This is a genomic window from Streptomyces sp. SudanB5_2050, assembly GCF_964272335.1.
Taxonomy (GTDB): Bacteria; Actinomycetota; Actinomycetes; order Streptomycetales; family Streptomycetaceae; genus Streptomyces; species Streptomyces rochei.
This window is the reverse complement of record NZ_OZ186760.1, coordinates 2028162-2053823: the sequence shown is the minus strand read 5'-3', so window position 1 is coordinate 2053823 and position 25662 is coordinate 2028162. Positions and strand designations below refer to the sequence as shown.

At 72.2% G+C, this 25662-nt stretch carries 27 protein-coding genes; 19 read left to right on the top strand and 8 right to left on the bottom strand.

The features are described from left to right. Window positions 1–68 precede the first annotated feature (68 nt). The 9 genes from sufD to dapD all read left to right on the top strand — a co-directional run bounded on the left by sufD (window position 69) and on the right by dapD (window position 6577). Entirely contained in the window at window positions 69–1259 is a 1191-nt protein-coding gene (gene sufD, locus ACFZP7_RS09190; RefSeq protein ID WP_046248898.1) for a Fe-S cluster assembly protein SufD, read from the top strand. Beyond that, window positions 1256–1573, top strand: coding sequence for a non-heme iron oxygenase ferredoxin subunit (locus ACFZP7_RS09185; RefSeq protein WP_019329250.1), 318 nt, complete (start codon window positions 1256–1258; stop codon window positions 1571–1573). The genes sufD and ACFZP7_RS09185 overlap by 4 nt, the downstream gene beginning before the upstream one ends. Window positions 1574–1580: 7 nt before the next feature. Further along, window positions 1581–2345 carry a Fe-S cluster assembly ATPase SufC gene (gene sufC / locus ACFZP7_RS09180; RefSeq protein WP_019329251.1) on the top strand — a complete coding sequence of 255 codons (765 nt, stop codon included), beginning with the start codon at window positions 1581–1583 and terminating at the stop codon, window positions 2343–2345. Then, on the top strand, window positions 2342–3598 hold the full coding sequence (locus ACFZP7_RS09175; RefSeq protein WP_031017194.1) for a cysteine desulfurase: 1257 nt from the start codon (window positions 2342–2344) through the stop codon (window positions 3596–3598). Before sufC ends, ACFZP7_RS09175 begins: the two co-directional genes overlap by 4 nt. Before the next feature lie 17 nt (window positions 3599–3615). Next, on the top strand, window positions 3616–4086 hold the full coding sequence (sufU, locus tag ACFZP7_RS09170) for a Fe-S cluster assembly sulfur transfer protein SufU (RefSeq protein ID WP_019329253.1): 471 nt from the start codon (window positions 3616–3618) through the stop codon (window positions 4084–4086). Beyond that, window positions 4083–4415, top strand: a complete 333-nt coding sequence (locus ACFZP7_RS09165; RefSeq protein ID WP_009187969.1) for a metal-sulfur cluster assembly factor — start codon at window positions 4083–4085, stop codon at window positions 4413–4415. Before sufU ends, ACFZP7_RS09165 begins: the two co-directional genes overlap by 4 nt. An 85-nt stretch (window positions 4416–4500) precedes the next feature. Next, a complete protein-coding gene (locus tag ACFZP7_RS09160; RefSeq protein ID WP_030976838.1) occupies window positions 4501–4821 on the top strand; it encodes a multidrug efflux SMR transporter in 321 nt (106 codons plus the stop codon). Beyond that, complete coding sequence (locus tag ACFZP7_RS09155; protein WP_385634201.1) at window positions 4821–5372, top strand: TetR/AcrR family transcriptional regulator; 552 nt, start codon at window positions 4821–4823, stop codon at window positions 5370–5372. Before ACFZP7_RS09160 ends, ACFZP7_RS09155 begins: the two co-directional genes overlap by 1 nt. 215 nt (window positions 5373–5587) lie before the next feature. Continuing rightward, entirely contained in the window at window positions 5588–6577 is a 990-nt protein-coding gene (gene dapD / locus ACFZP7_RS09150; protein WP_031017198.1) for a 2,3,4,5-tetrahydropyridine-2,6-dicarboxylate N-succinyltransferase, read from the top strand. A gap of 97 nt (window positions 6578–6674) precedes the next feature. On the opposite strand, the gene ACFZP7_RS09145 is transcribed toward dapD, so the two are convergent. Next, window positions 6675–6863 carry a hypothetical protein gene (locus ACFZP7_RS09145; protein ID WP_029394174.1) on the bottom strand — a complete coding sequence of 63 codons (189 nt, stop codon included), beginning with the start codon at window positions 6861–6863 and terminating at the stop codon, window positions 6675–6677. 171 nt (window positions 6864–7034) lie between these two features. Here ACFZP7_RS09145 and ACFZP7_RS09140 point away from each other — a divergent pair, with 171 nt between their 5' ends. Next, complete coding sequence (locus ACFZP7_RS09140) at window positions 7035–7265, top strand: hypothetical protein (RefSeq protein WP_019329258.1); 231 nt, start codon at window positions 7035–7037, stop codon at window positions 7263–7265. Here ACFZP7_RS09140 and dapA read toward each other — a convergent pair. Beyond that, the gene (gene dapA / locus ACFZP7_RS09135) at window positions 7250–8170 is read right to left on the bottom strand and encodes a 4-hydroxy-tetrahydrodipicolinate synthase (protein WP_385638394.1); all 921 of its coding nucleotides are present in this window, start codon (window positions 8168–8170) and stop codon (window positions 7250–7252) included. The genes ACFZP7_RS09140 and dapA overlap by 16 nt on opposite strands. 213 nt (window positions 8171–8383) lie before the next feature. On the opposite strand from dapA, the gene ACFZP7_RS09130 reads away from it, so the two are divergent. The 3 genes from ACFZP7_RS09130 (at window position 8384) to ACFZP7_RS09120 (ending at window position 10133) form a co-directional block, all read left to right on the top strand. Further along, window positions 8384–8803 (top strand): phage holin family protein, encoded by a 420-nt coding sequence (locus ACFZP7_RS09130; RefSeq protein WP_019329261.1) that lies wholly within the window; start codon window positions 8384–8386, stop codon window positions 8801–8803. Next, entirely contained in the window at window positions 8800–9291 is a 492-nt protein-coding gene (locus ACFZP7_RS09125) for a DUF3618 domain-containing protein (protein ID WP_030976846.1), read from the top strand. The genes ACFZP7_RS09130 and ACFZP7_RS09125 overlap by 4 nt, the downstream gene beginning before the upstream one ends. A 134-nt stretch (window positions 9292–9425) precedes the next feature. Then, on the top strand, window positions 9426–10133 hold the full coding sequence (locus ACFZP7_RS09120) for an antibiotic biosynthesis monooxygenase (RefSeq protein ID WP_385634200.1): 708 nt from the start codon (window positions 9426–9428) through the stop codon (window positions 10131–10133). 21 nt (window positions 10134–10154) lie between these two features. Here ACFZP7_RS09120 and ACFZP7_RS09115 read toward each other — a convergent pair whose 3' ends face one another. Then, window positions 10155–11981: an endonuclease/exonuclease/phosphatase family protein gene (locus tag ACFZP7_RS09115; RefSeq protein ID WP_385634199.1), complete on the bottom strand. Its 1827-nt coding sequence runs from the start codon at window positions 11979–11981 to the stop codon at window positions 10155–10157. Window positions 11982–12287: 306 nt separating this feature from the next. On the opposite strand from ACFZP7_RS09115, the gene ACFZP7_RS09110 reads away from it, so the two are divergent. The 6 genes from ACFZP7_RS09110 to ACFZP7_RS09085 all read left to right on the top strand — a co-directional run bounded on the left by ACFZP7_RS09110 (window position 12288) and on the right by ACFZP7_RS09085 (window position 19978). Continuing rightward, entirely contained in the window at window positions 12288–13715 is a 1428-nt protein-coding gene (locus ACFZP7_RS09110) for a hypothetical protein (RefSeq protein WP_019329265.1), read from the top strand. Window positions 13716–13934: 219 nt separating this feature from the next. After that, the gene (locus ACFZP7_RS09105; protein WP_385634198.1) at window positions 13935–15398 is read left to right on the top strand and encodes an alkaline phosphatase PhoX; all 1464 of its coding nucleotides are present in this window, start codon (window positions 13935–13937) and stop codon (window positions 15396–15398) included. A gap of 474 nt (window positions 15399–15872) precedes the next feature. After that, on the top strand, window positions 15873–17456 hold the full coding sequence (locus ACFZP7_RS09100) for a TROVE domain-containing protein (RefSeq protein ID WP_385634197.1): 1584 nt from the start codon (window positions 15873–15875) through the stop codon (window positions 17454–17456). Between the two features lie 129 nt (window positions 17457–17585). Beyond that, window positions 17586–18233, top strand: a complete 648-nt coding sequence (locus tag ACFZP7_RS09095) for a GntR family transcriptional regulator (RefSeq protein ID WP_019329268.1) — start codon at window positions 17586–17588, stop codon at window positions 18231–18233. A 23-nt stretch (window positions 18234–18256) separates the two neighbouring features. Continuing rightward, entirely contained in the window at window positions 18257–19273 is a 1017-nt protein-coding gene (locus ACFZP7_RS09090) for a 1-aminocyclopropane-1-carboxylate deaminase (RefSeq protein ID WP_355519966.1), read from the top strand. 87 nt (window positions 19274–19360) lie between these two features. Beyond that, entirely contained in the window at window positions 19361–19978 is a 618-nt protein-coding gene (locus ACFZP7_RS09085; protein ID WP_385634196.1) for a TetR/AcrR family transcriptional regulator, read from the top strand. On the opposite strand, the gene ACFZP7_RS09080 is transcribed toward ACFZP7_RS09085, so the two are convergent. From ACFZP7_RS09080 to ACFZP7_RS09060, 5 genes are all read right to left on the bottom strand, one after another. Then, window positions 19979–21214, bottom strand: coding sequence for a TerD family protein (locus ACFZP7_RS09080; RefSeq protein ID WP_385638391.1), 1236 nt, complete (start codon window positions 21212–21214; stop codon window positions 19979–19981). Between the two features lie 233 nt (window positions 21215–21447). Continuing rightward, window positions 21448–22437, bottom strand: coding sequence for a zinc-dependent alcohol dehydrogenase family protein (locus tag ACFZP7_RS09075; protein WP_019329272.1), 990 nt, complete (start codon window positions 22435–22437; stop codon window positions 21448–21450). Then, window positions 22434–23321 (bottom strand): carbohydrate ABC transporter permease, encoded by an 888-nt coding sequence (locus ACFZP7_RS09070; protein ID WP_030976862.1) that lies wholly within the window; start codon window positions 23319–23321, stop codon window positions 22434–22436. The genes ACFZP7_RS09075 and ACFZP7_RS09070 overlap by 4 nt, the downstream gene beginning before the upstream one ends. Next, window positions 23318–24262: a carbohydrate ABC transporter permease gene (locus tag ACFZP7_RS09065; protein ID WP_019329274.1), complete on the bottom strand. Its 945-nt coding sequence runs from the start codon at window positions 24260–24262 to the stop codon at window positions 23318–23320. The genes ACFZP7_RS09070 and ACFZP7_RS09065 overlap by 4 nt, the downstream gene beginning before the upstream one ends. Continuing rightward, window positions 24259–25632 (bottom strand): sugar ABC transporter substrate-binding protein, encoded by a 1374-nt coding sequence (locus tag ACFZP7_RS09060; protein ID WP_029394177.1) that lies wholly within the window; start codon window positions 25630–25632, stop codon window positions 24259–24261. The genes ACFZP7_RS09065 and ACFZP7_RS09060 overlap by 4 nt, the downstream gene beginning before the upstream one ends. Between the last annotated feature and the right edge of the window lie 30 nt (window positions 25633–25662).

Here is a 25662-nt window from a genome sequence, read left to right as displayed (position 1 = left end):
CGGCCCACCGGCCGCCCCGCCTTCCCATCCAGCCCCATACGTAACGGAAAGCGAGCACTACGACAGCCATGGCTGAGGCTCAGAACATCCCGGTGGGCTCCACCACCGCCGGTGCGATCGCGGTGGCCGCCGAGGCCGACTCGACCGTCGCCACGCGCATGAGCGCGCCCCCGTCCTTCGACGTGGCGGACTTCCCGGTCCCGCACGGCCGCGAGGAGGAGTGGCGCTTCACCCCGCTGGAGCGGCTGCGCGGCCTGCACGACGGCACCGCCACCGCCACCGGCGAGGGCGTCAAGGTCGCCGTCGAGGCCCCCGAGGGCGTCACCGTCGAGACCGTCGGCCGCGACGACGCCCGGCTCGGCCGGGCGGGCAAGCCGGTGGACCGCGTCGCCGCCCAGGCGTACTCCGCCTTCGCGCAGGCCGGTGTGATCACCGTCCCCAAGGAGACGGTGCTGACCGAGCCCGTCCGCATCGCCGTGCACGGCGAGGGCGGCACGGCCTACGCCCACCAGGTCATCGAGCTCGGCGCCTTCGCCGAGGCCGTCGTGGTCATCGACCACACCGGTGACGCGGTGCTCGCCGCCAACGTCGAGTACGTCCTCGGCGACGGCGCCAAGCTCACCGTCGTCTCCGTCCAGGACTGGGACGCCAAGGCCGTGCACGTGGGCCAGCACAACGCCCTCGTCGGCCGCGACGCCTCCTTCAAGTCGGTCGTCGTCACCTTCGGCGGCGACGTGGTCCGCCTGCACCCGCGCGTGCAGTACGCCGGACCCGGCGGCGAGGCCGAGCTGTTCGGCCTGTACTTCACCGACCGGGGCCAGCACCAGGAGCACCGCCTCCTGGTCGACCACAACGTCCCGCACTGCAAGTCCAACGTCGTCTACAAGGGCGCGCTCCAGGGCGACGACGCGCACGCGGTCTGGATCGGCGACGTGCTCATCGAGGCCAAGGCCGAGGGCACCGACACCTACGAGATGAACCGCAACCTCGTCCTCACCGACGGCGCCCGGGTCGACTCCGTGCCGAACCTGGAGATCGAGACCGGTGAGATCGTCGGCGCCGGCCACGCCTCCGCGACCGGCCGCTTCGACGACGAGCAGCTCTTCTACCTGATGGCGCGCGGCATCCCCGAGATCGACGCCCGCCGCCTGGTGGTCCGCGGCTTCTTCGCCGAGCTGGTCCAGCAGATCGGCGTCCCGGACATCGAGGAGCGCCTGCTCGCCAAGATCGAAGAGGAGCTGGAGGCGTCGGTCGCATGACCTTCGTACGCGTCTGTGGAGCGGACGAGCTGGAGGAGGACACCCCGAAGCGGGTGGAACTCGACGGCACGCCGATCTCCGTCGTGCGTACCGAGGGCGAGGTCTTCGCGATCCACGACATCTGCTCGCACGCGAACGTCTCCCTCGCCGAGGGCGAGGTCGACGACTGCCACATCGAGTGCTGGCTGCACGGCTCGCGCTTCGACCTCCGCTCGGGCAAGCCCGACAGTCTGCCGGCGACGCGCCCCGTCCCCGTATACCCCGTAAAGATCGAAGGGGACGACGTGCTCGTCTCCCTCACCCAGGAGTCCTGAGGCACCCATGGCAACGCTTGAAATCCGAGACCTGCACGTCACCGTCGAGGCCGACAACGCCACGAAGGAGATCCTCAAGGGCGTCGACCTGACCGTGAAGCAGGGCGAGACGCACGCCATCATGGGCCCCAACGGCTCCGGCAAGTCGACCCTCGCCTACTCCCTCGCGGGTCACCCCAAGTACACGATCACCGGCGGCACCGTCACCCTCGACGGCGAGGACGTCCTGGAGATGTCCGTCGACGAGCGCGCCCGTGCCGGCCTCTTCCTGGCCATGCAGTACCCGGTCGAGGTCCCCGGCGTCTCCGTCTCCAACTTCCTGCGCACCTCCGCCACCGCCGTCCGCGGCGAGGCCCCCAAGCTGCGCACCTGGGTGAAGGAGGTCAAGGAGGCCATGCAGCGCCTCAACATGGACCCCGCCTTCGCCGAGCGCAACGTCAACGAGGGCTTCTCCGGCGGTGAGAAGAAGCGCCACGAGATCCTCCAGCTGGAGCTGCTCAAGCCGAAGATGGCGATCCTCGACGAGACCGACTCCGGCCTCGACGTCGACGCCCTGCGCGTCGTCTCCGAGGGCGTCAACCGGGTCCGCGAGACCGGTGAGGTCGGCACCCTGCTGATCACGCACTACACGCGCATCCTGCGCTACATCAAGCCCGACCACGTCCACGTCTTCGCGGCCGGCCGCATCGCCGAGTCGGGCGGCCCCGAGCTGGCCGACAAGCTGGAGGCCGAGGGCTACGAGGCTTACACGAAGGGTGGCGCATCCGAGTGACACAGCTGCCGGGCCTCCTCGACACCGAGGCGATCCGCAAGGACTTCCCGATCCTGGACCGCGTGCTCCACGACGGTAAGAAGCTCGTCTACCTCGACAACGCCGCGACCTCGCAGACCCCGCGCCAGGTCATCGACGTGCTCGACGAGTACTACGAGCAGCACAACGCCAACGTCCACCGTGGCGTGCACGTCCTCGCCGAGGAGGCCACGGCGCTGTACGAGGGCGCGCGGGACAAGGTCGCGGAGTTCATCAACGCGCCCTCCCGCAACGAGGTGATCTTCACCAAGAACGCCTCGGAGTCCCTCAACCTCGTGGCCAACATGCTGGGCTGGGCCGACGAGCCCTACCGGGTGGACCACGAGACCGAGATCGTCATCACGGAGATGGAGCACCACTCCAACATCGTGCCGTGGCAGCTGCTCGCGCAGCGCACCGGCGCGAAGCTCCGCTGGTTCGGTCTGACGGACGACGGCCGCCTGGACCTGTCCAACATCGACGAGGTCATCACGGAGAAGACGAAGATCGTCTCCTTCGTGCTGGTCTCCAACATCCTGGGCACCCAGAACCCGGTCGAGGCCATCGTGCGCCGCGCCCAGGAGGTCGGCGCGCTCGTGTGCGTCGACGCCTCCCAGGCCGCGCCGCACATGCCGCTGGACGTGCAGGCCCTCCAGGCCGACTTCGTGGCCTTCACCGGCCACAAGATGTGCGGCCCGACGGGCATCGGCGTCCTGTGGGGCCGCCAGGAGCTGCTGGAGGACCTGCCCCCGTTCCTCGGCGGCGGCGAGATGATCGAGACCGTCTCGATGCACTCCTCCACCTACGCCCCGGCACCGCACAAGTTCGAGGCGGGCACGCCCCCCATCGCCGGGGCGGTCGGCCTGGGCGCGGCGATCGACTACCTCAACTCGATCGGCATGGACAAGATCCTCGCCCACGAGCACGCACTGACCGAGTACGCGGTCAAGCGCCTGCTCGAGGTCCCGGACCTGCGCATCATCGGCCCCACCACGGCCGAGGAGCGCGGGGCGGCGATCAGCTTCACGCTGGGTGACATCCACCCGCACGACGTGGGCCAGGTACTCGACGAGCAGGGCATCGCGGTCCGGGTCGGCCATCACTGCGCCCGCCCCGTCTGCCTGCGCTACGGAATTCCTGCGACCACGCGAGCGTCGTTCTATCTGTACTCCACGCCGGCCGAGATCGACGCACTGGTCGACGGCCTGGAGCACGTACGGAACTTCTTCGGCTGACGGGACGAGCGACGAGCATGAAGCTGGACTCCATGTACCAGGAAGTCATCCTGGACCACTACAAGAACCCGCACGGGCGGGGCTTGCGGGATGGCGACGCCGAGGTCCACCACGTCAACCCGACATGCGGTGACGAGATCACGCTCCGCGTGAAGTACGACGGCACGACGATCAGCGACGTCAGCTACGAGGGCCAGGGCTGCTCCATCAGCCAGGCGAGCGCCTCGGTGCTGAACGACCTGCTGGTCGGCAAGGACCTGGCCCGGGCACAGCAGATCCAGGAGACCTTCCTGGAGCTGATGCAGTCCAAGGGCAGGATCGAGCCCGACGACGCGATGGAGGAGGTCCTGGAGGACGCGGTCGCGTTCGCCGGGGTCTCGAAGTACCCGGCCCGGGTCAAGTGCGCCCTGCTGAGCTGGATGGCCTGGAAGGACGCGACGGCCCAGGCGCTGGACGGCGCCGACGCCGAGAAGGAGACGACGGCATGAGCGAGACCGTGGAAATGAAGCCGGCCTCGGAGGAGGAGCTCCGCGAGGCCCTGATGGACGTCGTGGACCCCGAGCTGGGCATCGACGTCGTCAACCTCGGCCTGATCTACGGCATCCACGTCGACGACGCGAACATCGCGACCGTCGACATGACCCTCACGTCGGCGGCCTGTCCGCTGACCGACGTGATCGAGGACCAGGCCAAGTCCGCCACGGACGGCCTCGTCAACGAGCTGCGCATCAACTGGGTCTGGATGCCGCCGTGGGGCCCGGACAAGATCACGGACGACGGCCGCGAGCAGCTGCGCGCGCTCGGGTTCAACGTCTGAGACACACCGCTCGCGAGAACGGCGACGCCCCTCGGGCGTCGCCGTTCTCGCGTATGCGGGACCCTCGTTATGTACGCTCGTACATATGGGATATCTGCTCCTGGCCGGAGCCATCGCCGCCGAGGTGGCCGGCACCACCGCCATGAAGTACAGCGAGGGCTTCAGCAGGCTGGGGCCCTCCCTGCTGACCGCACTCGCCTACGTGCTCTCCTTCGCGCTGCTCGCCCAGACCCTGAAGATCCTCGCCGTCGGCACGGCGTACGCCATCTGGGCCGGGGTGGGCACCGCCGCCATCGCCGCGATCGGCGTGCTGTTCATGGGGGAGGGGATGACCGTCACCAAGGCCGCCGGGATCGCGCTGATCATCGTCGGAGTCGTCGTCCTCAACCTGGGCGGCGCGCACTGATGCCGCGCCGGCACGACCCCGAGCGGCGGCAGCGCATCATCGACGCGGCGATCCGGGTCGTCGGGCGGCAGGGCATCGCGGGTCTCAGCCACCGCACGGTCGCCGCCGAGGCGGACGTTCCGCTGGGCTCGACGACGTACCACTTCGCCACCCTGGACGAGCTGCTGGTCGCCGCGCTGCGGCAGGCCAACGAGGCCAACGAGGGTTTCGCCAAGGTGGTCGCGGCCCATCCGGAGCTGGCCGACCCCGAGGCCGACGTCGATCTGGCCGGTGAGCTGGCCCGCGTCCTCGGGGAGTGGCTGGGCGGAGACCGTACGGGGGTGGAGCTGGAGTACGAGCTGTATCTGGCGGCCCTGCGACGGCCCGCGCTGCGGCCGGTGGCCGCGGAGTGGGCGGAGGGGGTGGGGGCGCTCCTTGCCGCTCGGACCGACGCGGTGACGGCGCGGGCGCTGGTGGCGGTGCTGGACGGGATCTGTCTGCAGGTGCTGCTGACGGACTCGGTGTACGACGAGGGGTACGCGCGGGAGGTGTTGGCGCGGGTGCTCGGGTGAAACGGCGTGGGGGCGGATGTCGTCGCCGGCAGTTGTGCCCACATAGCTGCGGGCAGTCGTGCCGCTGGGGCGGCACGGGTGGGCGCAGCGGCACCCCCGCAGCGCCGGCGGCCGAGTGGGTGGGGTTGGCCGTAGGGGTGGAGGTGGGCGACCGGCACGTGAGATGCCCGGTGGTCGGTTCGCACCTGGACGCCCCCGCCGGTTAGGTTGCCCTCATGACCGACACGACTGCTTCCCGTACCACCGGCGCCGTGGCCGCCGGGCTTGCCACGATCGCCGCCGACGGCACCGTTCTCGACACCTGGTTCCCGGCCCCGGAACTCGCCGCCGAGCCCGGCCCGTCCGGCACCGAGCGCCTCAGTGCCGAGCAGGCCGCCGAACTCCTCGGCGGCGGCGCCACCGCCGCGGTAGGCCCCGACGCCCGCCGCGGCGTCGAGGTGGTCGCGGTCCGCACGGTCATCTCCTCGCTGGACGAGAAGCCGGTCGACACGCACGACGTCTACCTGCGCCTGCACCTGCTCTCCCACCGCCTGGTCAAGCCGCACGGCCAGAGCCTCGACGGCATCTTCGCCCACCTCGCCAACGTCGCCTGGACCTCGCTGGGCCCGGTCGCCGTGGACGACGTCGAGAAGGTCCGCCTCAACGCCCGCGCCGAGGGCCTGCACCTCCAGGTGACCTCGATCGACAAGTTCCCGCGCATGACGGACTACGTCGCCCCCAAGGGCGTGCGCATCGCCGACGCCGACCGCGTCCGCCTCGGCGCGCACCTGGCCGAGGGCACCACCGTCATGCACGAGGGCTTCGTCAACTTCAACGCCGGCACGCTGGGCACCTCGATGGTCGAGGGCCGCATCTCCGCGGGCGTCGTCGTCGGCGACGGCTCCGACATCGGCGGCGGCGCCTCCACCATGGGCACCCTCTCCGGCGGCGGCAACGTCCGCATCACCATCGGCGAGCGCTGCCTGGTCGGCGCCGAGGCGGGCGTCGGCATCGCGCTGGGCGACGAGTGCGTGGTCGAGGCCGGTCTCTACGTCACCGCGGGCACCCGCGTGACCATGCCCGACGGCCAGGTCGTCAAGGCCCGCGAACTCTCCGGCGCCTCCAACATCCTCTTCCGCCGCAACTCGGTCACGGGCACGGTCGAGGCCCGCCCGAACAACGCGGTGTGGGGCGGCCTGAACGAGATCCTGCACAGCCACAACTGACGCGCCCCGCCACCGGCACGGTCGCGACCGGCCGGCCGGGGGCGCCGGGTCGTACCGCCCTCCCGACACGTCCGTCCGCGGCGTGCCGGGAGGGCGTTCAGCGTTTCAGGGCCCGGTACCGCTTGAGCAGCGCGGTGACGCGGGTCTGGTCGGCGGCGCCGTTCAGCTCGGTCAGGAGGTCGTCGGGGCACAGCTCGTAGAGGTCACCCCAGTAGCGGCGCCCGCGGTTGTCCCAGATCCGGTATCCGCCCGGGACGCCCCGGGCCACGTAGCGTCGTCTGCCCACCGGGTGACCGTAGGCGGGCGGGTGGTGTCCCGCCAACGCTTTTGCCGCTCCGTGCCTCGCGCGCCCCCCTCACGTACGGATGACGGGCCGTGACCTTCCGGTGGTCTTGGCGGATGAACGGGTGGACGCAGAGTCCGATCAGACGCCGATCCGACGAAACGAGGACCTGGTATGACGAACGAGCGGGCGAGGACCGTGGCGCGTTGGCTGGCCGGGGCGGGCGCCGCCGTGCTGGTGTGCTGGGCGCCGGCGGGAGCGGCGCACGCCGACGAGACCACCACCGGTTCGCACAACGGCCCCCGGGTCGGCCTCCTCAACGTCCACGTGGGGCAGATCGACGACCCGGCGGAGGACGTACTGGAGCACACCCTGCTCTTCGGCGACGGCTACACCTGGAGCTGACGGGTACTGGTGGCCAGCTCCCCGTACGTCCTCAGCAGGGCCTCGGTCGTCGCCCGGTCCGCGCACCGCAGCGGTGCGCGGACCGGGCCCGCCGGCAGATCCAGCGCGCCCAGCAGCGCCTTGGCGGTGACCGTGCCGGGCAGCCCGGCCGCCATCATCGACTCGACGAGCGGGAGCGCCCGGCGTTGCAGCAGGGCGGCCCGTCCGGTGTCGCCCGCGTCGAAGGCGTCCAGGACGGCGCGGAACAGTTCCGGCGCGACGTTGGCGACCGTGCCGACGTACCCCGCCGCACCGATCGCGTACAGGGCGAGGATCTGCTCGTCGCAGCCCGCGTAGTACGCCAGATCCGTGCGGGACAGCACCTGCTGGGTGCCGAGAAGGTCGTACGCGCAGTCCTTGACGGCGACGATCCGCGGATGGTCGGAGAGCCGGACGAGCGTGGCGGGCTCGATACGGGTGCCGGTGCGGCCGGGGATGTCGTAGAGGACGAGCGGCAGACCGGACGCGTCCGCGATCTCCCGGAAGTGCGCCTCCACGGCGTCCTGCGGGGGCCTGCTGTAGTACGGCGCGACCACCAGCAGCCCGTCCGCGCCGGCCTTCTCGGCGGCCCGGGCCAGCTCCACCGTGTGCCGGGTGTCCGCGGTGCCCACCCCGGCGACCAGCGCCGCCCGGTCGCCGACCGCCTCGCGCACCGCCGCGACCAGCGCCGCCTTCTCGGCGTCCGTGGTGGTCGGCGACTCGCCCGTGGTGCCGGACAGCACCAGGCCGTCGCAGCCGCCCGCCACCAGCCGGTCGGCGAGCCGCTGGGCACCGTCCAGATCGAGCGCCCCGGACTGCGTGAAGGGCGTGACCATGGCGCACAGGGCGCGGCCGAAGGGGGCGGGGGAGCGGTGGTCCGTCGGCATGGACGTCGTGGCCGGCGTGGTCGTGGTGGTCGTCGAGGGCGTCGCGGTCGTCATGGAAGCAGTGTCGGCGCGACGACCTTACAGCTCTACTTAAATCTGCTACGAGGTACCGGTAAGGGATGCTGCGAAGTGGGCGGGCCGCGCACCCGCAGGGGTAGTGCCGCCCGGCCGGGGGTACCCGGGGCACTCCGAACCGAGAGGAGGCGGAACACCGTGACCGGGACCATGCACACCAGGCCGGTGCGCGACGAGCAGCACTCCGTGGGCGAACTCGTCGGTCAGGCCACCGAACAGCTCTCCCGGCTCGTACGCCAGGAAGTGGCCCTCGCCAAGATGGAGCTGGCCGAGAAGGGCAAGCGCGCCGGGCGCGGCGGCGGGATGCTCGGCGCCGCGGGAGCCATCGCGTACGTCGGTCTGTTCGCCCTGGCCGGGACGGCCACCGCCGCGCTCTCGCTGGCGCTGCCTGTCTGGGCCGCGGCGCTCATCGTGACGGCGGTGCTCTTCGTGATCGCGGGCGTACTGGCCATGATGGGCCGCGCCCAGCTCCGCCGCGCCGTGCCCCCGAAGCCCGAGGCGACCCTCGGCAGCGTCAGGACCGACGTGGACGTGATCAGGGAAAGGGCACATCGATGACCGACGCGACGAGCGGGGACGGCACGAGGAGCGGCTCCACCGCGCAGCCCGTGGGCGCCAAGGGGCCCGACGAGCTGCGGCAGCAGATCGAGCAGACCCGCAGCCAGCTCGGCGACACCGTGGAGGAGCTGGCGGGCAAGGCGGACGTGAAGGGCCGTGCCAAGGCCCGGGCCGCCGACCTCAGGGACAAGGCCGGTGCCATGACCGTGCAGTTGCGCAGCTCCGCCGCGCAGGCCGGGCACACGGTGCAGGGCAGGGCGAGCCGGGCCGGACACGCCGTGCAGGACCGGGCCGGTCAGGCGGGCCACGCGGTGCAGGACAAGGCCGGCCGGGCCGGCCACACCGTGGAGCGGCGCGTGCCGGAACGGGCGCGCGGCGCGCTGCGGTCCGGGCTCGCCCATCCCCGCGCGGTGCTGGTCGCCGGTGCGGCGGCGGGCGCCGTGGTGGCGGCGGGCGTGCTGCGGCGCCGTCGCCACGGGCCCTGCTGAGGCCACGGCGTAGGGAGGGGCCCGCGAACGGGCCCCTCCTCACGTGTGTCCGGCCGGGCGGCACTTGACCTCAACCTTGGTCGAGCCCCGAGGGTGGTGCGTGCACCGACGAACCACGAACCCCGGAGGCCAGCATGACCCGCCGTACCGACGCCCACCCCGAACTCGCCCGCCCCGACGTCCGGGCGCCGTTCTTCAGCACCTGGAAGGTGGGCACCCCCGAGCGGCAGCGGCAGACCGTCGACGCCATCGCCCGGACCTGGGAGAGCCGGCCCTGGCCCGCCGACGGCCTGCTCGGGTACCACGTCTACACCGGCCACGACGGCAGCACCCTGCTGCACCACTCGCAGTGGGCCGACGAACAGGCCTACGAGGACTTCTTCCGGGCCCACCGCCAGGAACGCGTCGACGAGATCGACACCGCCGTGCCGGGCATCGAGCGGCTGTGGCTCGGCAGGTACCGGCACTACCGCAGCCTCGTCCGCGACCACGGACCGGCGCCCGTCCCCGGCTGCGTCGTCATCGTCGACGTGGAGTTCGAGGGCCCCGACCCCGACCGGCAGCGCGCCTGGGTGGACGCCGTCCTCGAGGCACTCCAGAGCGACCCGGAGCCGCGCCCCGGGGCCGTCTCCGCCCACTTCCACCTCAGCACCGACGGCACCCGCGTCCTCAACTACGCGGAGTGGGAGAGCGCCCGGGCCCACATCGACGCCCTCGCCGCGCCGGGCGACGGCATCGGCTCGGGATCGGAGCTGTGGAAGCGGGTGCAGAACTGGCCCGGCCTGACCGGTGGCGGCGGGGTCAGCCGGTACGACCACGCGCTCGGTCTCGTACCGCGCTGAACCCGCCGCGACCGGACCGGGTCAGGGACGGAACCGCAGCACCTGCGGGTCGTGGTCGCTGATCTGGTCGTGGAACTCGGCGTTGACGTGCACGCTGTCGTACGACAGGCGCCCGCCCCACCGGATCGACGGGCTGACCAGGATCTGGTCGAGCACTTGGCTGTTGCCCTGGTAGACGTACGAGTAACGCTCGCTCCTCGGCAGCGACTTGACCGCCGACCACAGGGCCCCGTCGTCCTCCAGGATGCGGGTGGTCGTCGAGAACTCGAAGTCGTTGATGTCGCCGAGGGCGACGACGTCCGCGTTCTTCTGGGTGGCCAGGATGTCCTTGACGAAGGTGTTGAGCACCCTCGCCTGCGCGTGGCGCTGGGTCTCCGAGCTTCGCGACGGCGGCTGGTACTGCGCCGTCAGGCCCTGGTCGCCGCCCTTGGAGTTGAAGTGGTTGGCGATGACGACGACGGTCCGGCCGCGGAAGACGAACTCGCCGGCCAGCGGCTTGCGGCTGTCCTCCCAGGCGGCGTCCGCCGGGGCGACGCGGCCGGGTGAGTGGGTCAGCGCCGCCTTCCCGCGCACCCTGGTCACCTGGGTCGCGGTGGTGGCGTCGCCGGCCCCGCGGTCGGTGAAGGAGACCCGCTCGGGGTCGAACAGGAACGCCTGGCGGATGTTGCCGCCGGGCTGGCCGCCGTCCTGCCCGTCCACCGGGTCGATGCCCCGCCAGTCGTAGCGCGGGCCGCCGGCCGCGACGATCGCGTCGATCAGCTTGCCGACCGTGGCGCCGGCGGTGACCGTGCCGTCGTCCGTGGTGCCGTTGTCGTCCTGGATCTCCTCCAGGGACACGATGTCGGGCGAGGCGAGGTTGCGCACGATCGCCTCGGCGTGCGCGGCGAAGGTGTCGTCGGACGGGTCGAGGTTCTCGACGTTGTACGTCGCCACCGCCAGCTCCCGGTCGCTCTGCCGGCGCGTCGACTCCCGCTCCAGGCCGCCGCTCTCCAGGGTGCCGATCTCGCTCGCGACCATGGTGTAGCCGCCGTACTGGTTGTAGTCCAGCGGTCCGGCGGTCGTCCCGGCCAGGGTGTCGCCCACGTTGGCGTCGGGGAAGTCGGCCGGCTTGCCCAGGGACTGGATCTGGAGGCGGCCGGTGTTCTGCGAGTCGTAGGACCCGTAGACGGTGCCGCCGCGGCGGTTGGCGTTCTCCCAGGGCTTCACCGTGACCCACAGCTCGGTGTACGGGTCGGAGGCGCCGACCACGCGGGCGTCGGCGACCCGGACGTTCATGCCCTCCAGGGACTCGTAGAAGTCCAGGGCGTACTCCGAGGGGCGCAGCGGCAGGCCGTTGACCGAGCCGTCCGCCTCCGCGTCTCCCTCGGGGGCGTACGCGCGCGGCACGGAACGGGCGGAGATCGTCGTGGCGGCCGGGACCTCGTTGCCGCTGGAGACGACCGTGAACGTGGGGCGGGTGATCTCGGTCAGCGACTGGTTCCCGGAGGAGGTGCCGCCGGGGACGTACTCCGAGACCGTGCCGGAGACGGTGACCGCGTCGCCGACGGCGACGCCCTTCGGGGTGGAGCCGGTGAAGACGAAGACGCCCTCGCTGGTGGCCGGGTCGGCGTCGGGCCGCGGGTCCTGGATCCAGAAACCCCTGGAGGAGCCGTAGCCGCGCACCCCGGTGACGATTCCGGCCACGTCGGTGACCTGCCGGCCCGCGTACGGCGACAGCCGGGTGCTGCCCTGGATGTCGTGGACGCGCACGGAGTCGGCCTGCGCGGGCGAGGTGAGGACGATCGTGGACGCCGAGCAGACGGCGGCGACGGTGAGCGCGGCGAGGCGCGCGGAGGACTTGCTGGCCAACGGGATCCCTCCGGGGACGTGACGGAGCGCCGGGACGAGGGTGGAAGGTGGGACGCAAGGGGGCGCAGGGCGCACGCGGACCTGAGTGAACACTTGTCCCCCCGCTTTCTACGCGCGTCAATCTCCTGCCTGGCCAGGTCAGTTGTCAAGGTTTCGGCCATGTACGGCACCCGTCGGGGAGATGAACCGGGCGGCATGGTGCCAAATCCGTCTAGGCTGAGCGGCTGAGCCGTACGGCGTCCGGATGGCCGTACGGCGTCGAGACGCGGCCCACGGCCGTCAAGGCGCGCGAGGAGAAAACAGCCGATGTCAGACCGCTCCACCCTGCCGCCCGCACGGCTGCGTCCCGAAGCGGAACTGGCCCGCGACGCGCTCTCCACGCCGCTGCTCGCCCGTGCCGCCCGGCTGGCCCGCTGGGCCGGGCCGGACACCCGCGTCGACGCCGGGGGCGGACTGGTCGAGGAGCAGCTGCCGGCGGCGGCCGGGGAGCTGGGGCTGACCGGCGACGACGCCGCCGCTCACGCGAGCGAGGCGTGGCGGATCGCCGTGGACACCGGGCTCGTCGAGATCACCGACGAGGAGGCGGGCACCGTCGCGGCGGGCGGCGACCTCGCCCTGCTCACCGGCGGCTCCCCGCAGGACGTGCTCGGGGTGTGGCTCACCGCGCTGGAGACGGTGCTCGCGGACGCGAGCGTGCCCGACCTCGACGACCTGGTCGACGCGATGGCCGAGGGCGGCGCCGTCGACCTGTCGTCCCTGAACTGGGACCCGGAGGCCGAGGCGGAGTTCCTCGACGGGGTGCTCGGCAACCTGTACCTGCTCACCGTCGGCGAGGACGGGGACGGGGACACCCCGGTGCCGCTGCCCGCGCTGGCCGCGTCCGTGATCGTGCCCAGCGACATGGGCGAGCCCACCAACGACGTGCTGGAACAGGTCTCCGACGCGATGATGCGGCTGGACGACCAGTTCCGGATGCTGGAGCCCGTCGGACTCGTCGCCTACCGGCCGGTGGACGAGGCCCTGATGGCCGACGCGGACGAGGAGCCGGCGGCACCCGTCGACGAGACCGACGTCGCCCGCTACGGCATGGTGCGGCTGACCCCCCTCGGACTGTACGGACTGCGCACCAGACTGCTGGAGGCCGGCTTCGAGGCACCCGCCGTCGGGGACCTCGCCGACAAGGGCGCCGACGCGCTGCTCGACGGCACGGCCCCCTTCCCGCCGGCCGCGGCCCACGCCGAGACCGAACGGTGGCTGGCCGGCCGCGGCCCCCTCGACGCCGCCCGCGAACTCCTCGCCGCCGCCCGCGGCTCGGACACCGGTGCGCCCCTGCGCCGGCTGCGCTGCCAGCAGGCGCTGTCCCTCGTCGGCACCGAGGCGGAGCCCGCGCTGCGGGAGGTCCTGGACGACCCCGAACTGGGCGGCCTCGCCCGGGTCTGGCTCACCGAGCACGGCGCGCGGGACGTGCCGGCGCCGCCGCAGGAGATGGTCTTCTGGCTGACCATCGACACCGTGGCCGCCCAGCTCGCGGCGGAGGGCAACTCCGAGGAACTGCGCGCGCTGGTGGAGGGGCTGGCCCGGCAGCACGGCGGGTTCTTCGACACGGCCTGGCGGGTCGGCCATCCCGCCACCGCGGACGTCCTGGAGGCGATGGGGCGGCTGCACCCCGACAAGAAGGTCGCCAAGGAAGCGCGGAAGGCGGCGTTCAAGGCGCGTTCGCAGCACGGGGGTTGACGCCTCGGCGGAGTCCGGCGCGCGTCGGCGGGGCGCGCCGTCCGGCGGCGCGCGGGTGCCTCCCCACCGCCCGCCCCGTGCCGTCGCCGACGGCACGATTGCCCGGCTGTGCGAAGAGAGGTCGCGCCCGGTTCAACCGGCGTTCAGGCACAGGCGGAAACGTGACGCCGAACGAGGTCCGCCACCCTCCACGGCACGTCCACCGTCACAGGAGACACCATGTCGCTCACCCGCAGGGACTTCGCCGGCCGATCCGCGCTGACCGGCGCCGGGATCGCGCTGGCGGGCAGCGTCGGCGCCCTCGCCACCGCCCCGAACGCCCTCGCGTCCACGGACACCGAGAGCGTGGGGGAGGAGCACGGCGGAGGCCACGGGCACGACCACGGCGGGGTCGGCTACGGACCCCTGCTCCCCGACCCGGACGGCATCCTCGCCCTGCCCGCCGGCTTCCGGTACGAGATCCTCACCTACTGCGGCCGGACCAGGCTGGAGTCGGGCGAGCACACCCCCTCCCACCACGACGGCACCGCCGCCTTCGACGGCCCGCGCGGCACCACCCTCCTGGTCAACAACCACGAACTCGGCGGCCACCGCGACGGCTGGGACCACCCCGTCCCCCTCACCGAGGGCCTCGTCTACGACCCGGCCGCGGCCGGCGGCTGCACGGTCGTCGAGGTCCGCCGCGGCGGCCATGTCGCCGAGTGGGTCGGCATCGCCGGCACCGCCCAGAACTGCGCGGGCGGCACCACCCCGTGGGGCACCTGGCTGACCTGCGAGGAGACCGAGGACAAGGCCGGCGAGGAGGGGATGACCAAGGACCACGGCTACGTCTTCGAGGTCGACCCCGCGGACCGCCGCGCCAACCGGGACCCCGAGCCGATCAAGGCGCTGGGCCGCTACGCCCACGAGGCCGTCGTCGTCGACCCCAAGCGCGGCCACCTCTACCTCACCGAGGACGCCTCCGGCCCCAACGGCCTCTTCTACCGCTGGGTCCCGCCGCAGGGCTTCCGCCACGGACGCGGCCGGCTGCGCACCCTCGCGGACGACGCCGGGGTCCTCCAGGCCTTCAAGTGCTTCGACTCCGGCGGCAGGTTCGTCGACGACCTCTCCCGCGCCACGAAGACCGGCACGGTCTACGGCGTCGACTGGGTCGACGTCCCCGACCGCGACGCGCGGGAGGTCTCCGTGCGCAAGCAGTTCACCGAGGGCCGGGTCACCCGGGCCCGCAAGCTGGAGGGCATGTGGTGGGCCGACGGCGGCGCCTACGTCGTCTCCTCCTACGCCCGTGACGAGAGCCCCGGCCGCCCGCACGACGGGCAGGTCTGGTTCTACGACCCGGGGCGCCGCACCCTCACCCTCAAGGTCCTCCTCGGCGTCAACCCCGACCCGTCGGCGGACGGCGCCTTCGACGGGCCCGACAACATCACCGTGTCCCCGTACGGCGGCATCGTCATCGCCGAGGACGGCGACGGCGTCCAGCACCTGTTCGGCGCCACCGACAGCGGGCGCACCTACCCCATCGCGCGCAACGACCTGAACATCGGCTCCGCGGAGGAGCCCGAATACAGCGAGTTCGCCGGCGTCACCTTCTCCCCGGACGGGAAGACGCTCTACGCCAATATCCAGGACCCCGGCATCCTGCTCGCCATCACCGGCCCCTGGAAGCGGCAGAAGCGCCGGTGATTTAATTCGCTCGCCCGAGCGACGGCCGCCCTTTTAGAGTGATGAACGTCCAGGTGCGAAGGCAGGACCTACTTCCACTCATCATGGGGCGGCCACGGGTTCGAGTCCCGTCACCGGCACAACGCGCCGGTGTAGCTCAGGGGTCAGAGCACCTTGTCGGTTCCGCCGACCTGAACTCTGGACATCTGGAACTTCACGCACCTCCCGGTGCGCAGGCCGCGGCTACTTCGTTGTGATCGAATCAGACGCCGCGGCCGACTTGAACTCGGGAGGCGCGGCAACTGGTGGGGTGCCCGGTGCGCAGGCAGCGGATACTTCCTTGAGTGGACGGTTGCGGGTTCGAATCCCGTCATCGGCTTCGGGTCGGTGTAGCTCAAACGGCAGAGCATCCGCGTGTTCCCGTCGCCGATTCCGACCTCGGGCACCCTCCTTCCGCCGCGCCCTCCCGCCGAGAGGAATTCGGGGGAATTCACCATGGCGCGTTTCAACACCAAGGCCGCGAAGGCACAGCCCACCTCGCGCGTGACGTCGACGGGCCGCGTACTGCGCACCTTCGAGGGCGGCCGGGGCCACGAGCGCGACGCGCGCTCCGAGCTCTTCCTGCTGTCGGTCGCGAACTTCGTGTCCCAGCAGACCTTCTACGAGTCCGGCGCCGCCCGTGACGACCGGTTCGTCACGCTGGTGCGCGAACTCGCGGTCTCCGACCCGGTCTGGACGGCCGGACTGCTCGGCTGGCTGCGCGGCGAGGGCAACCTGCGCACCGCCTCGATCGTCGGCGCCGCCGAGTACGTCAAGGCGCGCCTCGCCCACGGGGTCACCGACGGCCCGTCGAACCGGCAGGTCGTCGCCTCCGTCCTCCAGCGTCCCGACGAGCCCGGCGAGCTGCTCGCGTACTGGACGGCGACGTACGGGCGGGCCGTGCCCAAGCCGGTCAAGCGCGGGATCGCCGACGCGGTACGGCGGCTCTACCACGGCACGTCGCTGCTGAAGTACGACACCGCGTCCAAGGGGTACCGCTTCGGCGACGTCCTCAACCTGGTCCACGCGGCGCCGGACCCGGACAAGCCGTGGCAGGGCGAGCTGTTCCGGTACGCCCTCGACCGCCGGCACCACCCGGACACCGCCGTGCCGCCCGCGTCGAACCGCGTCCTGACCGCGCACCGTGAACTGATGGCGCTCCCCGTCGATCAGCGGCGGGCGGTGGTCACCGCGCCCGACGGCGCGGAGCGGCTCGCGGCGGCGGGCATCACCTGGGAGATGCTGGCCGGCTGGCTCCAGGGCCCGATGGACCGGGCGGCCTGGGAGGCCGTGATCCCGTCCATGGGCACGATGGCGCTCGTGCGCAACCTGCGCAACTTCGACGAGGCCGGCGTCTCGGACGAGGTCGCGGCCCGGGTGGCGGCCCGGATCAGCGACCCCGCCGAGGTGGCGCGCTCCCGGCAGTTCCCCTTCCGCTACCTCGCCGCGCACCGGCACGCACCGTCGCTGCGCTGGTCGTACCCGCTGGAGCGGGCGCTCGGCCACTCGCTGGCCAACGTGCCCGCGCTGCCCGGCCGGACGCTGGTGCTCGTGGACCGTTCCGGCTCGATGTTCTACGCGCGGATGTCGGACCGCTCGCAGCTCAACCGGGCCGACGCGGCGGCGGTCTTCGGCACGGCGCTCGCGCTGCGGGCGGCCGACGCGGACCTCGTCGAGTTCGGCACGTCGAGCAACCGGGTCCCCTTCCGCCGGGGCGAGTCCGTGCTGAAGGTCCTGGACCGCTTCGGGGACCTGGGCGGCACGGACACGACTGAGGCGGTCCGGCGGCACTACGCGCGGCACGACCGGGTGCTGATCGTCACCGACGAGCAGTACGCGTACCACCGGCACGGCGACCCGACCGAGCAGGTACCGGCGCACGTTCCGGTCTACACCTGGAACCTCGCCGGTCACCGGGCGGGCCACGGCCCGTCGGGCCACGCGCACCGGCACACCTTCGGCGGCCTCTCGGACGCGGCCTTCCGGATGGTGCCGCTGCTGGAGTCGGCCCGGGACGCCGACTGGCCCTGGGCGGCCTGAGGCCGCTCCCCGGCCCCCGGCCTCCATCGCCCCCGGCCCCCGGTCCTCCCGTCCACCGCGGCCCGCCCCTGCGCACAGGTGCGGGCCGCCCTCTTTTCGGCCCGCAGGGTGACATCTAACATTTCAGTTGTGGAGGCCCTTCGACCCGTACCCCGCACCCTGCTCCGCGACCGCGCCCACGCGGCGATCCGGGACGCCATCGTCGCCGGGGAACTCGCGCCGGGCGCCGTCGTCCGCGACGCCGACCTGGCCGAGCGGCTGGGGCTGTCCCGCGCGCCGGTGCGCGAGGCGTTCTCGCGGCTGGTGGACGAGGGGCTGCTGGAGAGCAAGCCGCAGAGCTACACCCGGGTCACCCCCGTCGTGAGCGACGACGTACGGGATGCCGCCGCCGTCGTCGGGGCCATGCACGAACTGGTCACGCGGATCGCCGTCCCCCGGCTGACGGAGGCGGACCTCGACACGATGCGCGCCGCCAACGAGCACTTCGCCGCGGCCGTCCGCGCGGGCGACGTCGACGGCGCCCTCCGCGCCGACGACGACCTGCATCACGTGCTCGTCCGCGCCGCCGGCAACCGGGCCGCTGCCGCCACCGCCGCCCGCTACACGCCGCTCATCCGCCGCCTGGAGCGTCGCCGTTTCGGTGAGGGCGGCGCCTGCCGTTCGGCCGGGCTCCACGACCGCCTCATCGACGCCTGCGCGGCCGGCGACACGGAGGCGGCCCTGCGGGTGACGGCGGTCATCTGGCGGAGCCTCGAAGACCTCGCCGACCCCGAATGAGCCCCGCCGATCCGGGAGGACCCGTGTCCCTTTCCTCGTACGAGCGTTACCCGCTGCTCCTCGGCCCCTCGCCCGTGCACCGGCTGGAACGCCTCACCGAGCACCTCGGCGGGGCCGCGCTCTGGGCGAAGCGGGAGGACCTGAACTCCGGCATCGCCTACGGCGGGAACAAGACCCGCAAGCTGGAGTACCTGGTCGCCGACGCCCTCGCCCAGGGCTGCGACACGCTCGTCTCCATCGGCGGGGTGCAGTCCAACCACACGCGCCAGGTCGCGGCCGTCGCCGCGCGGGCCGGGCTGAAGTGCGTGCTGGTGCAGGAGAGCTGGGTGGACTGGCCCGACGCCGTCTACGACAAGGTCGGCAACATCCTGGTCTCCCGGCTCGCCGGGGCGGACGTACGGCTGGTGCGGGCCGGGTTCGGGATCGGCTTCAAGGAGAGCTGGGAGCAGGCGCTCCAGGAGGTCGAGGACGCGGGCGGCAAGCCCTACGCCATCCCGGCCGGCGCCTCCGACCACCCGCTGGGCGGCCTGGGCTTCGCTGGGTGGGCGTACGAGGTCGCCGAGCAGGAACGGGAACTGGGCGTCTTCTTCGACACGGTCGTCGTCTGCTCGGTGACCGGCTCCACCCAGGCGGGCATGATCGCCGGTTTCCGGGCGCTGGAGGAGGCGGGCGGCCGCACCCGGCGGGTGATCGGCGTCGACGCGTCCGCCGCCCCCGCACGCACCCGGGAGCAGATCGCCCGGATCGCGCACCGCACGGGCCGGCTCGTCGGGGTGACGAGTGAGCTGACGGAGGCGGACGTGGAGCTGGACGAGCGCTACCACGCCGGCACCTACGGCGTCCCCGACGACACCACGCTCGCGGCCATGCGCCTCGCCGCGCGGACCGAGGGCATGGTCACCGACCCGGTCTACGAGGGGAAGTCGATGGCGGCGCTGGTGGATCTGGTCGGCCGCGGGGAGATCGGCCGGGACGCCACCGTCCTCTACGCCCACCTGGGCGGGCAGCCGGCGCTGAACGCGTACAGCGCCCTGTTCTAGCCGTACCGCCCCCTACCGCGCGGCGACGGCGGCGCGTGGGCGCGCGGTAGGGTTCGGCGTAAGTCCCCGGTGTTCAGGAGTAGTGGGATGGCGCAGGTCAGGCCCATGCGCGCGGATGCCCGCCGCAACCGTGAGCGGCTGCTGGAGGTCGCGGCGGCGGCCTTCGCCGAACACGGGGAAGGCGCCTCCCTGGACGAGATCGCCAAGCGCGCCGGGGTCGGGACCGGCACCCTGTACCGGCATTTCCCGACCCGGCAGGCGCTGCTGGAGGCCGCCTACCTCGGCAGGATCGAGGCGATCGCGGCGCGGGCGGACGCCGTGGCGGCCGAGCGGGCGCCGGGCGAGGCGCTGCGGGAGTGGCTGGACGAACTGGCCGCCGGGATGATGCAGGTCCGCGGGATGAGGGCGTTGCTCGGCACCGCCGTGACGGCGGACGGCTCGACGGTGGACACGGCGTGCGGCGACTGCCTGCGGGCCGCGGCCGGCCGGCTGGTGCGGGCGGCGCAGGAGGCGGGTGCGCTGCGGCGGGACGTCGAGCCGATCGAGGTGCTGCGGCTGGTGCACGCGGTGGCCACGGCGTCCGGGGCCACCGCCGGAGAGGACGGGGGGTCGGCGTCGGTCCGCCGGTATCTGTCGCTGGTGTGGGACGGGCTGCGGGCGCAGCGGCCGGTGGGCGCCCCGGTGCGGGACGCCCACCCGGGGTGACTACAGCGCCTGGCCCGCCGGCTTCACCATGCCCCGCACCGTGCGGGACTTGACGAAGTCGCCCATGGCGGTCATCTCCCACTCGCCGGAGTACTGCCGGATCAGCTTCGCCATCATCACGCCGGTCTGCGGCTCGGCGCTGGTGAGGTCGAAGCGGACCAGCTCCTCGCCGGTCGCGGCGTCCAGGAGGCGGCAGTACGCCTTGGCGACCTCGGTGAACTTCTGCCCGGAGAACGAGTTCACCGTGAAGACCAGGCCGCTGACCTCCTGCGGGAGCCGGCCGAGGTCGACGGTGATCACCTCGTCGTCGCCGCCGCCCTCACCGGTCAGGTTGTCGCCGGAGTGCTTGATGGCGCCGCCGACGATGGAGAGCTTGCCGAAGTAGCAGCTGTCGATGTGGTTGCGCTGCGGGCCGTAGGCGATGACCGACGCGTCCAGGTCGATGTCCTTGCCGCGGTACGCCGGCTCCCAGCCGAGACCCATCTTGACCTGGGAGAGCACCGGACGGCCGCCCTTGACCAGGGAGACGGTCTGGTTCTTCTGGAGGCTCACCCGCCCCTTGTCGAGGTTGATCTTGCCGGTGCCCGGCGCCGGGGCCGGCGGGGCGGCCGGTGCGGCCGGGGGAGCGGCGGGCATGGACGGCGCGGCGGCGGGCGGCGGCGGAGAGCCCGCGAACGACCGCGCCGGGGGCGCGGGCGGGGCGGGCGCGGCGGGCTGGGCCGGGGCGGCCGGCTGGGGGGCCGGCTCCTCCACGGTGACGCCGAAGTCGGTGGCGATGCCGGCCAGGCCGTTCGCATAGCCCTGGCCCACCGCGCGGGCCTTCCAGGCGCCGTTGCGCAGGTAGACCTCCACGATGACCAGCGCGGTCTCGGAGCCGAGCTGCGGGGGCGTGAAGGTGGCGAGGACGGAGTTGTCGTCCGCGTCGCGGATGGTGGCGGTCGGTTCGATGCCCTGGAAGGTCTGCCCGGCCGCGTCCGGGCTGGCGGTGACGACGATCTTCTCGATGCCCGGCGGGACGGCGGCGGTGTCCACCACGATCGCGTCCGGGGCGGTGCCGCCGCCGGAGCGGTAGGTCACGCCCGGGCCGGTGGGCTGGTTGTAGAAGATGAAGTCGTCGTCGGAGCGCACCTTGCCGTCGGCGGTGAGCAGCAGGCCCGATACGTCGAGCCGCACGGGCGCGGCGACGTCCACCGTCACGCGGGCGGCGGAGAGGGGGATGTTCGAGCCGGGGGTCATAGCTGTCATGCCGGGTGAACGAGCGAGGGCGTTTTACCGTTCCCTTACCCGGGGGCCAATCGGGGAGTGCGGTGGTGGGGGGAGGGGTGGGAGGGCGCGCCGGAGGGTTTCGCCCCCGCCGCCCCTTCCCTTCCCGTCCCGGGGGCTGCCGCCCCCGGACCCCCGCTTTCGGCCTGGACGGCCTCGTCCTCGAGCGCCGGACGGGCTGAGAGCGCGGCCGGGGCGAAAAGGTTCTACGGCACCACCACGATCTTCCTGCCCACCCCCGCCGCGAACTGCTCCAGCGCCTCCGGATAGCGGGCCAGCTCGATGCGGTCGCTGATGAAGACGTCCGGGTCCAGGACGCCGTTCGCGAACAGCTCCGCCGCGCGTTCGTAGCTGTGCAGGACCGCCATCGAGCCGGTGATGGTGATCTCCTGGTTGTAGATGCGGTACGGGTCGATCTGCACCCGGGTCGCGTAGTCGGCGACGCCGAACTGGAGGAAGGTGCCGGCCTTGGCGACGCGGTCCAGTCCGTCCTGGATGGCCGCCGCGTTGCCGGTCGCGTCGATGACCAGGTCCCAGCCCTGGGGGCGGTCCAGCTCGTCGGGGGTCGCGGCCGAGGCCGAGACGCCGAGGCCGCGGGCGGTCTCCAGACGGGCCGGGTTGAGGTCCACCACGTCCACGCTGGCCGCGCCGGTCCGCTTGGCCAGCTCCAGCATCATCAGGCCCATGGTGCCGGAGCCGTAGATCAGGACGTGGGCGCCGAGGCGGGACTGGAGGACGTCGTAGCCGCGGACCGCGCAGGACAGGGGCTCGATCAGGGCGGCGTCCTGGGTGCGGACGTGCTCCGGGAGCTTCACGCAGTTCGCGACCGGCGCCACCGCGTACTGGGCCGCGCCGCCCGCCGTGGTCACGCCGATGGCGGCCCAGCGTTCGCAGAGGTTGTTGTGGCCGTTGCGGCAGTAGCGGCACTCGTAGCAGTAGAGGGAGGGGTCGACGGCGACGCGGTCGCCGACGGAGACCTCGGTGACCTGGGCGCCGACGCCGACCACCTCGCCGGCGAACTCGTGGCCCGGCACGATCGGGAGCTTGGGGGCGAACTCGCCCTGGAGGATGTGCAGGTCGGTGCCGCACAGGCCGCAGGCGGCGACCTCGACGACGACCTCGCGCGGCCCTGGCGTCGGGTCGGGGACCTCGGTGACGACGGCGCGGCCCACGGACTCGATGACGGCGGCCTTCATTTCACGGCTCCCAACGACAGGCCCTGGACCAGTTTGTCCTGGGCGGCGAACCCCGCGGCGAGCACCGGCAGGGAGATGACGAGCGACGCGGCGCACACCTTGGCCAGGAAGAGGCCCTGGCTGGTGATGAAGCCGGTCAGGAAGACGGGCGCGGTCTCGGCGACCACGCCCGTCAGCACCCGGGCGAAGAGCAGTTCGTTCCAGCTGAAGATGAAGCAGATCAGGGAGGTCGCGGCGATGCCGGGCAGGGCGATCGGGGCGACCACGCGGGCCAGGATCGTGGGCAGCTTCGCGCCGTCCACCCGGGCGGCCTCGATGATCGCGACCGGCACCTCGGCCAGGAAGGACTGCATCATCCAGACCGCGATCGGCAGGTTCATCGAGGTGTAGAGGATGACCAGCAGCCAGATGTTGTCCAGCAGGTCGGTGTTCTTGGCGAACAGGTAGATGGGGAGCAGGCCCGCCACCACCGGCAGCATCTTGGTGGAGAGGAAGAAGAAGAGGACGTCCGTCCACTTCTTCACCGGGCGGATCGAGAGGGCGTACGCGGCGGGCAGGGCCAGGACCAGGACGAAGAGCGTCGAGGCGACCGAGGCGACCGCCGAGTTGATCAACGCCGGCCAGGGGCTCGCGCCGCCGTCCGCGCCGAAGAACTCGCGGTAGCCGTCCAGGGTGAGGGAGGCCGCGAAGGACGGCGGATTGGTGGCGGCGTCCTCCTCCGAGTGGAAGGAGGTCAGCGCCATCCAGGCGATGGGCAGGAAGAAGACGATCCCGGCCAGCCAGGCGACCAGGCCCAGTCCGGCACCCGTCTTGCGGCGGGCCCGTACGGGCTTGGCACCGGTGGTGCCACTGGCGGCGGGGCGTACGGCGGTGGTGGCGCTCATGCGCGGCCGACCTCCTCGCGGAACAGGGACGACACCACGCGCAGCGCGAAGGTGGCGATGACGATGGACCCGATGACGACCAGGACGCCCGCGGCCGAGGCGAGGCCGTTCTCGTGGGCCTGGTAGAAGCTCTGGTAGACGGTGTAGGGCAGGTTGGCCGTGCCCAGGCCGCCGGACGTGATCGTGAAGACCGCGTCGAAGTTCTGGACGATGTAGATCGAGCCGAGCAGGGCGCCCAGTTCGAGGTAGCGGCGCAGGTGGGGCAGGGTCAGGTGGACGAAGATCTGCCAGTCGCTCGCGCCGTCCACCCGGGCGGCCTCGATCTGCTGCTGGTCCCGGCTCTGCAGTCCGGCCAGCAGGATCAGCATCATGAAGGGCGTCCACTGCCACACCAGCGCCGCCTCGACCGCGAGCAGCGGGGTGTTCGAGATCCAGTCCGGCTGCGGGCCGCCGACGTAGTGCAGCAGGCCGTTGAACAGGCCGTACTCCGGGTTGTAGAGGACGTGCTTCCAGAGCAGGGCCGCCGCGACCGGGACCACCAGGAACGGCGCGATCAGCAGGGTGCGGACCACGCCCCGGCCCTTGAACCTCCGGTCCAGCAGCAGGGCGAGGGCCAGGCCCAGGACCAGACTGGCCAGGACCACCGCCACCGTCAGCAGGATCGTCGTCCAGACCGACTTGCGCAGGGCCGGGTCGGAGAGCACGTCGCCGTAGTTGCCGAAGCCGGCGAAGGAACGGGCGTCCGGGTAGAGGGAGTTCCAGTCGAAGAAGGAGATCACCAGGGTCGCCACGAAGGGCAGCTGGGTGACCGCGATCATGAAGATCAGGGCGGGGAGGAGCGGGGCCCGGGTGGCCCAGGCCCTCAGCCGGGGCGACGGCGGGCGGACAGTGGTGGACACGCGGTCGGGTGCGGCCGAGGGGGCCGTGGTCGTGGCGCTCATCGTCCCTCGTACTCCTCGGAGATCTGCTCGGCGAGCTGCTGGGACTTCTTCAGGGCCTGTTCGACGGACTGGCGTCCGGCGATGGCCGCGCTGATCTCCTGGGAGACCTTGGTACCGAGGTCGGTGAACTCGGGGATGCCGACGAACTGGATGCCGGGCGCCGGCCGGGGCTGCACCCCGGGGTCGTTCGGCCTGGCGCCCTCGATGGCCTCGCGGGTCATCTCCTGGAAGGCGGCGGCCTCCTTCGCGTACTCCGGGTTCTCGTACGTCGAGGCGCGCTTGCCGGCCGGGACGTCGGACCAGCCGATCTCGTCGCCGACCAGCTGCTCGTACTCCTTGCCGGACGCCCAGGAGACGAACTCCCACGCCTTGTCGGCGTTGCGGGATGCCTTCTGGATGCCCCAGGCCCAGGTGTAGAGCCAGCCGGAGGACTCGGTCTTCTCGACCGGGGCGGGCGCGTAGCCCATCTTGCCCTTGACGGGGGAGTTGGCCGACTCCAGGGAGCCGGCCGCGGAGGTGGCGTCGTACCACATGGCGACGTTGCCCTGGGTCATGTTGTTCAGGCACTCGGCGAAGCCGGACTGGGCGGCGCCGGACTGGCCGTGCTCGCGCACGAGGTCGACGTAGAACTTGGTCGCCTTCTCCCACTCGGGGGAGTCGAGCCGGGCGTTCCAGTCCTCGTCGAACCAGGTGCCGCCGAAGGTGTTCACCACCGTGGTCAGGGGCGCCATCAGCTCGCCCCAGCCGGGCAGGCCGCGCAGGCAGATGCCCTTCATGTCCGGCTCGGCGCCGTCGAGTCGGGCCGCCAGCTCGGCCACCTCGGTCCAGGTGGGGTGCGCGGGCATGGTCAGGCCCTCCTTCTCGAAGACGTCCTTGCGGTACATCAGGAAGGACGACTCGCCGTAGAAGGGCTGGCCGTAGAGCTTGCCGTCGTCGCCGGTGAGGGACTCGCGCATCGGCCCCAGGACGTCCTTCTCGTCGTACGCCGGGTCCTCGGCGACGTAGGAGTCCATCGGCTGCAGCCACTCGTTGCGGGCGTAGATCGGTATCTCGTAGTTGGAGAGGGTGGCGACGTCGTACTGGCCGGCCTGGTTGGCGAAGTCCTGGCTGATCTTGTCGCGGACGTCGTTCTCCGGCAGGACGGTGAAGTTCACCTTGATGCCGGTGTCCTTCGTGAAGTGCTCGGCGGTGAGTTTCTGCAGCTCGACCATCTGCGGGTTGTTGACCATGAGGACGTTGAGGGAGTCGCCGCCGGATCCGGCGCCGCCCGCCCCGACCCAGCAGCCGGAGAGCAGCGGGGCGACGAGCAGCGTCCCTGCGGCGGCCATGGCGAGCGTGGCTCGCGGCCTCCGTCGGCTCTGGGTTCGCATGGATCGCTCCTGAACATATGGGGAGGTATG

What these genes read in the sequence shown, in the direction of transcription:
- ACFZP7_RS09125 (WP_030976846.1), top strand. Translation starts at nt 8,800, where the DNA reads ATGACCGACGCGACGAGCGGGGACGGCACGAGGAGCGGCTCCACCGCG.
- ACFZP7_RS09185 (WP_019329250.1), top strand. Translation starts at nt 1,256, where the DNA reads ATGACCTTCGTACGCGTCTGTGGAGCGGACGAGCTGGAGGAGGACACC.
- ACFZP7_RS09070 (WP_030976862.1), bottom strand. Translation starts at nt 23,321, where the DNA reads ATGAGCGCCACCACCGCCGTACGCCCCGCCGCCAGTGGCACCACCGGT.
- ACFZP7_RS09075 (WP_019329272.1), bottom strand. Translation starts at nt 22,437, where the DNA reads ATGAAGGCCGCCGTCATCGAGTCCGTGGGCCGCGCCGTCGTCACCGAG.
- ACFZP7_RS09165 (WP_009187969.1), top strand. Translation starts at nt 4,083, where the DNA reads ATGAGCGAGACCGTGGAAATGAAGCCGGCCTCGGAGGAGGAGCTCCGC.
- ACFZP7_RS09085 (WP_385634196.1), top strand. Translation starts at nt 19,361, where the DNA reads ATGGCGCAGGTCAGGCCCATGCGCGCGGATGCCCGCCGCAACCGTGAG.
- ACFZP7_RS09155 (WP_385634201.1), top strand. Translation starts at nt 4,821, where the DNA reads ATGCCGCGCCGGCACGACCCCGAGCGGCGGCAGCGCATCATCGACGCG.
- ACFZP7_RS09160 (WP_030976838.1), top strand. Translation starts at nt 4,501, where the DNA reads ATGGGATATCTGCTCCTGGCCGGAGCCATCGCCGCCGAGGTGGCCGGC.
- ACFZP7_RS09120 (WP_385634200.1), top strand. Translation starts at nt 9,426, where the DNA reads ATGACCCGCCGTACCGACGCCCACCCCGAACTCGCCCGCCCCGACGTC.
- ACFZP7_RS09065 (WP_019329274.1), bottom strand. Translation starts at nt 24,262, where the DNA reads ATGAGCGCCACGACCACGGCCCCCTCGGCCGCACCCGACCGCGTGTCC.
- ACFZP7_RS09080 (WP_385638391.1), bottom strand. Translation starts at nt 21,214, where the DNA reads ATGACCCCCGGCTCGAACATCCCCCTCTCCGCCGCCCGCGTGACGGTG.
- ACFZP7_RS09105 (WP_385634198.1), top strand. Translation starts at nt 13,935, where the DNA reads ATGTCGCTCACCCGCAGGGACTTCGCCGGCCGATCCGCGCTGACCGGC.
- ACFZP7_RS09060 (WP_029394177.1), bottom strand. Translation starts at nt 25,632, where the DNA reads ATGCGAACCCAGAGCCGACGGAGGCCGCGAGCCACGCTCGCCATGGCC.
- sufD (WP_046248898.1), top strand. Translation starts at nt 69, where the DNA reads ATGGCTGAGGCTCAGAACATCCCGGTGGGCTCCACCACCGCCGGTGCG.
- ACFZP7_RS09140 (WP_019329258.1), top strand. Translation starts at nt 7,035, where the DNA reads ATGACGAACGAGCGGGCGAGGACCGTGGCGCGTTGGCTGGCCGGGGCG.
- sufC (WP_019329251.1), top strand. Translation starts at nt 1,581, where the DNA reads ATGGCAACGCTTGAAATCCGAGACCTGCACGTCACCGTCGAGGCCGAC.
- ACFZP7_RS09110 (WP_019329265.1), top strand. Translation starts at nt 12,288, where the DNA reads ATGTCAGACCGCTCCACCCTGCCGCCCGCACGGCTGCGTCCCGAAGCG.
- dapA (WP_385638394.1), bottom strand. Translation starts at nt 8,170, where the DNA reads ATGCCGACGGACCACCGCTCCCCCGCCCCCTTCGGCCGCGCCCTGTGC.
- sufU (WP_019329253.1), top strand. Translation starts at nt 3,616, where the DNA reads ATGAAGCTGGACTCCATGTACCAGGAAGTCATCCTGGACCACTACAAG.
- ACFZP7_RS09100 (WP_385634197.1), top strand. Translation starts at nt 15,873, where the DNA reads ATGGCGCGTTTCAACACCAAGGCCGCGAAGGCACAGCCCACCTCGCGC.
- dapD (WP_031017198.1), top strand. Translation starts at nt 5,588, where the DNA reads ATGACCGACACGACTGCTTCCCGTACCACCGGCGCCGTGGCCGCCGGG.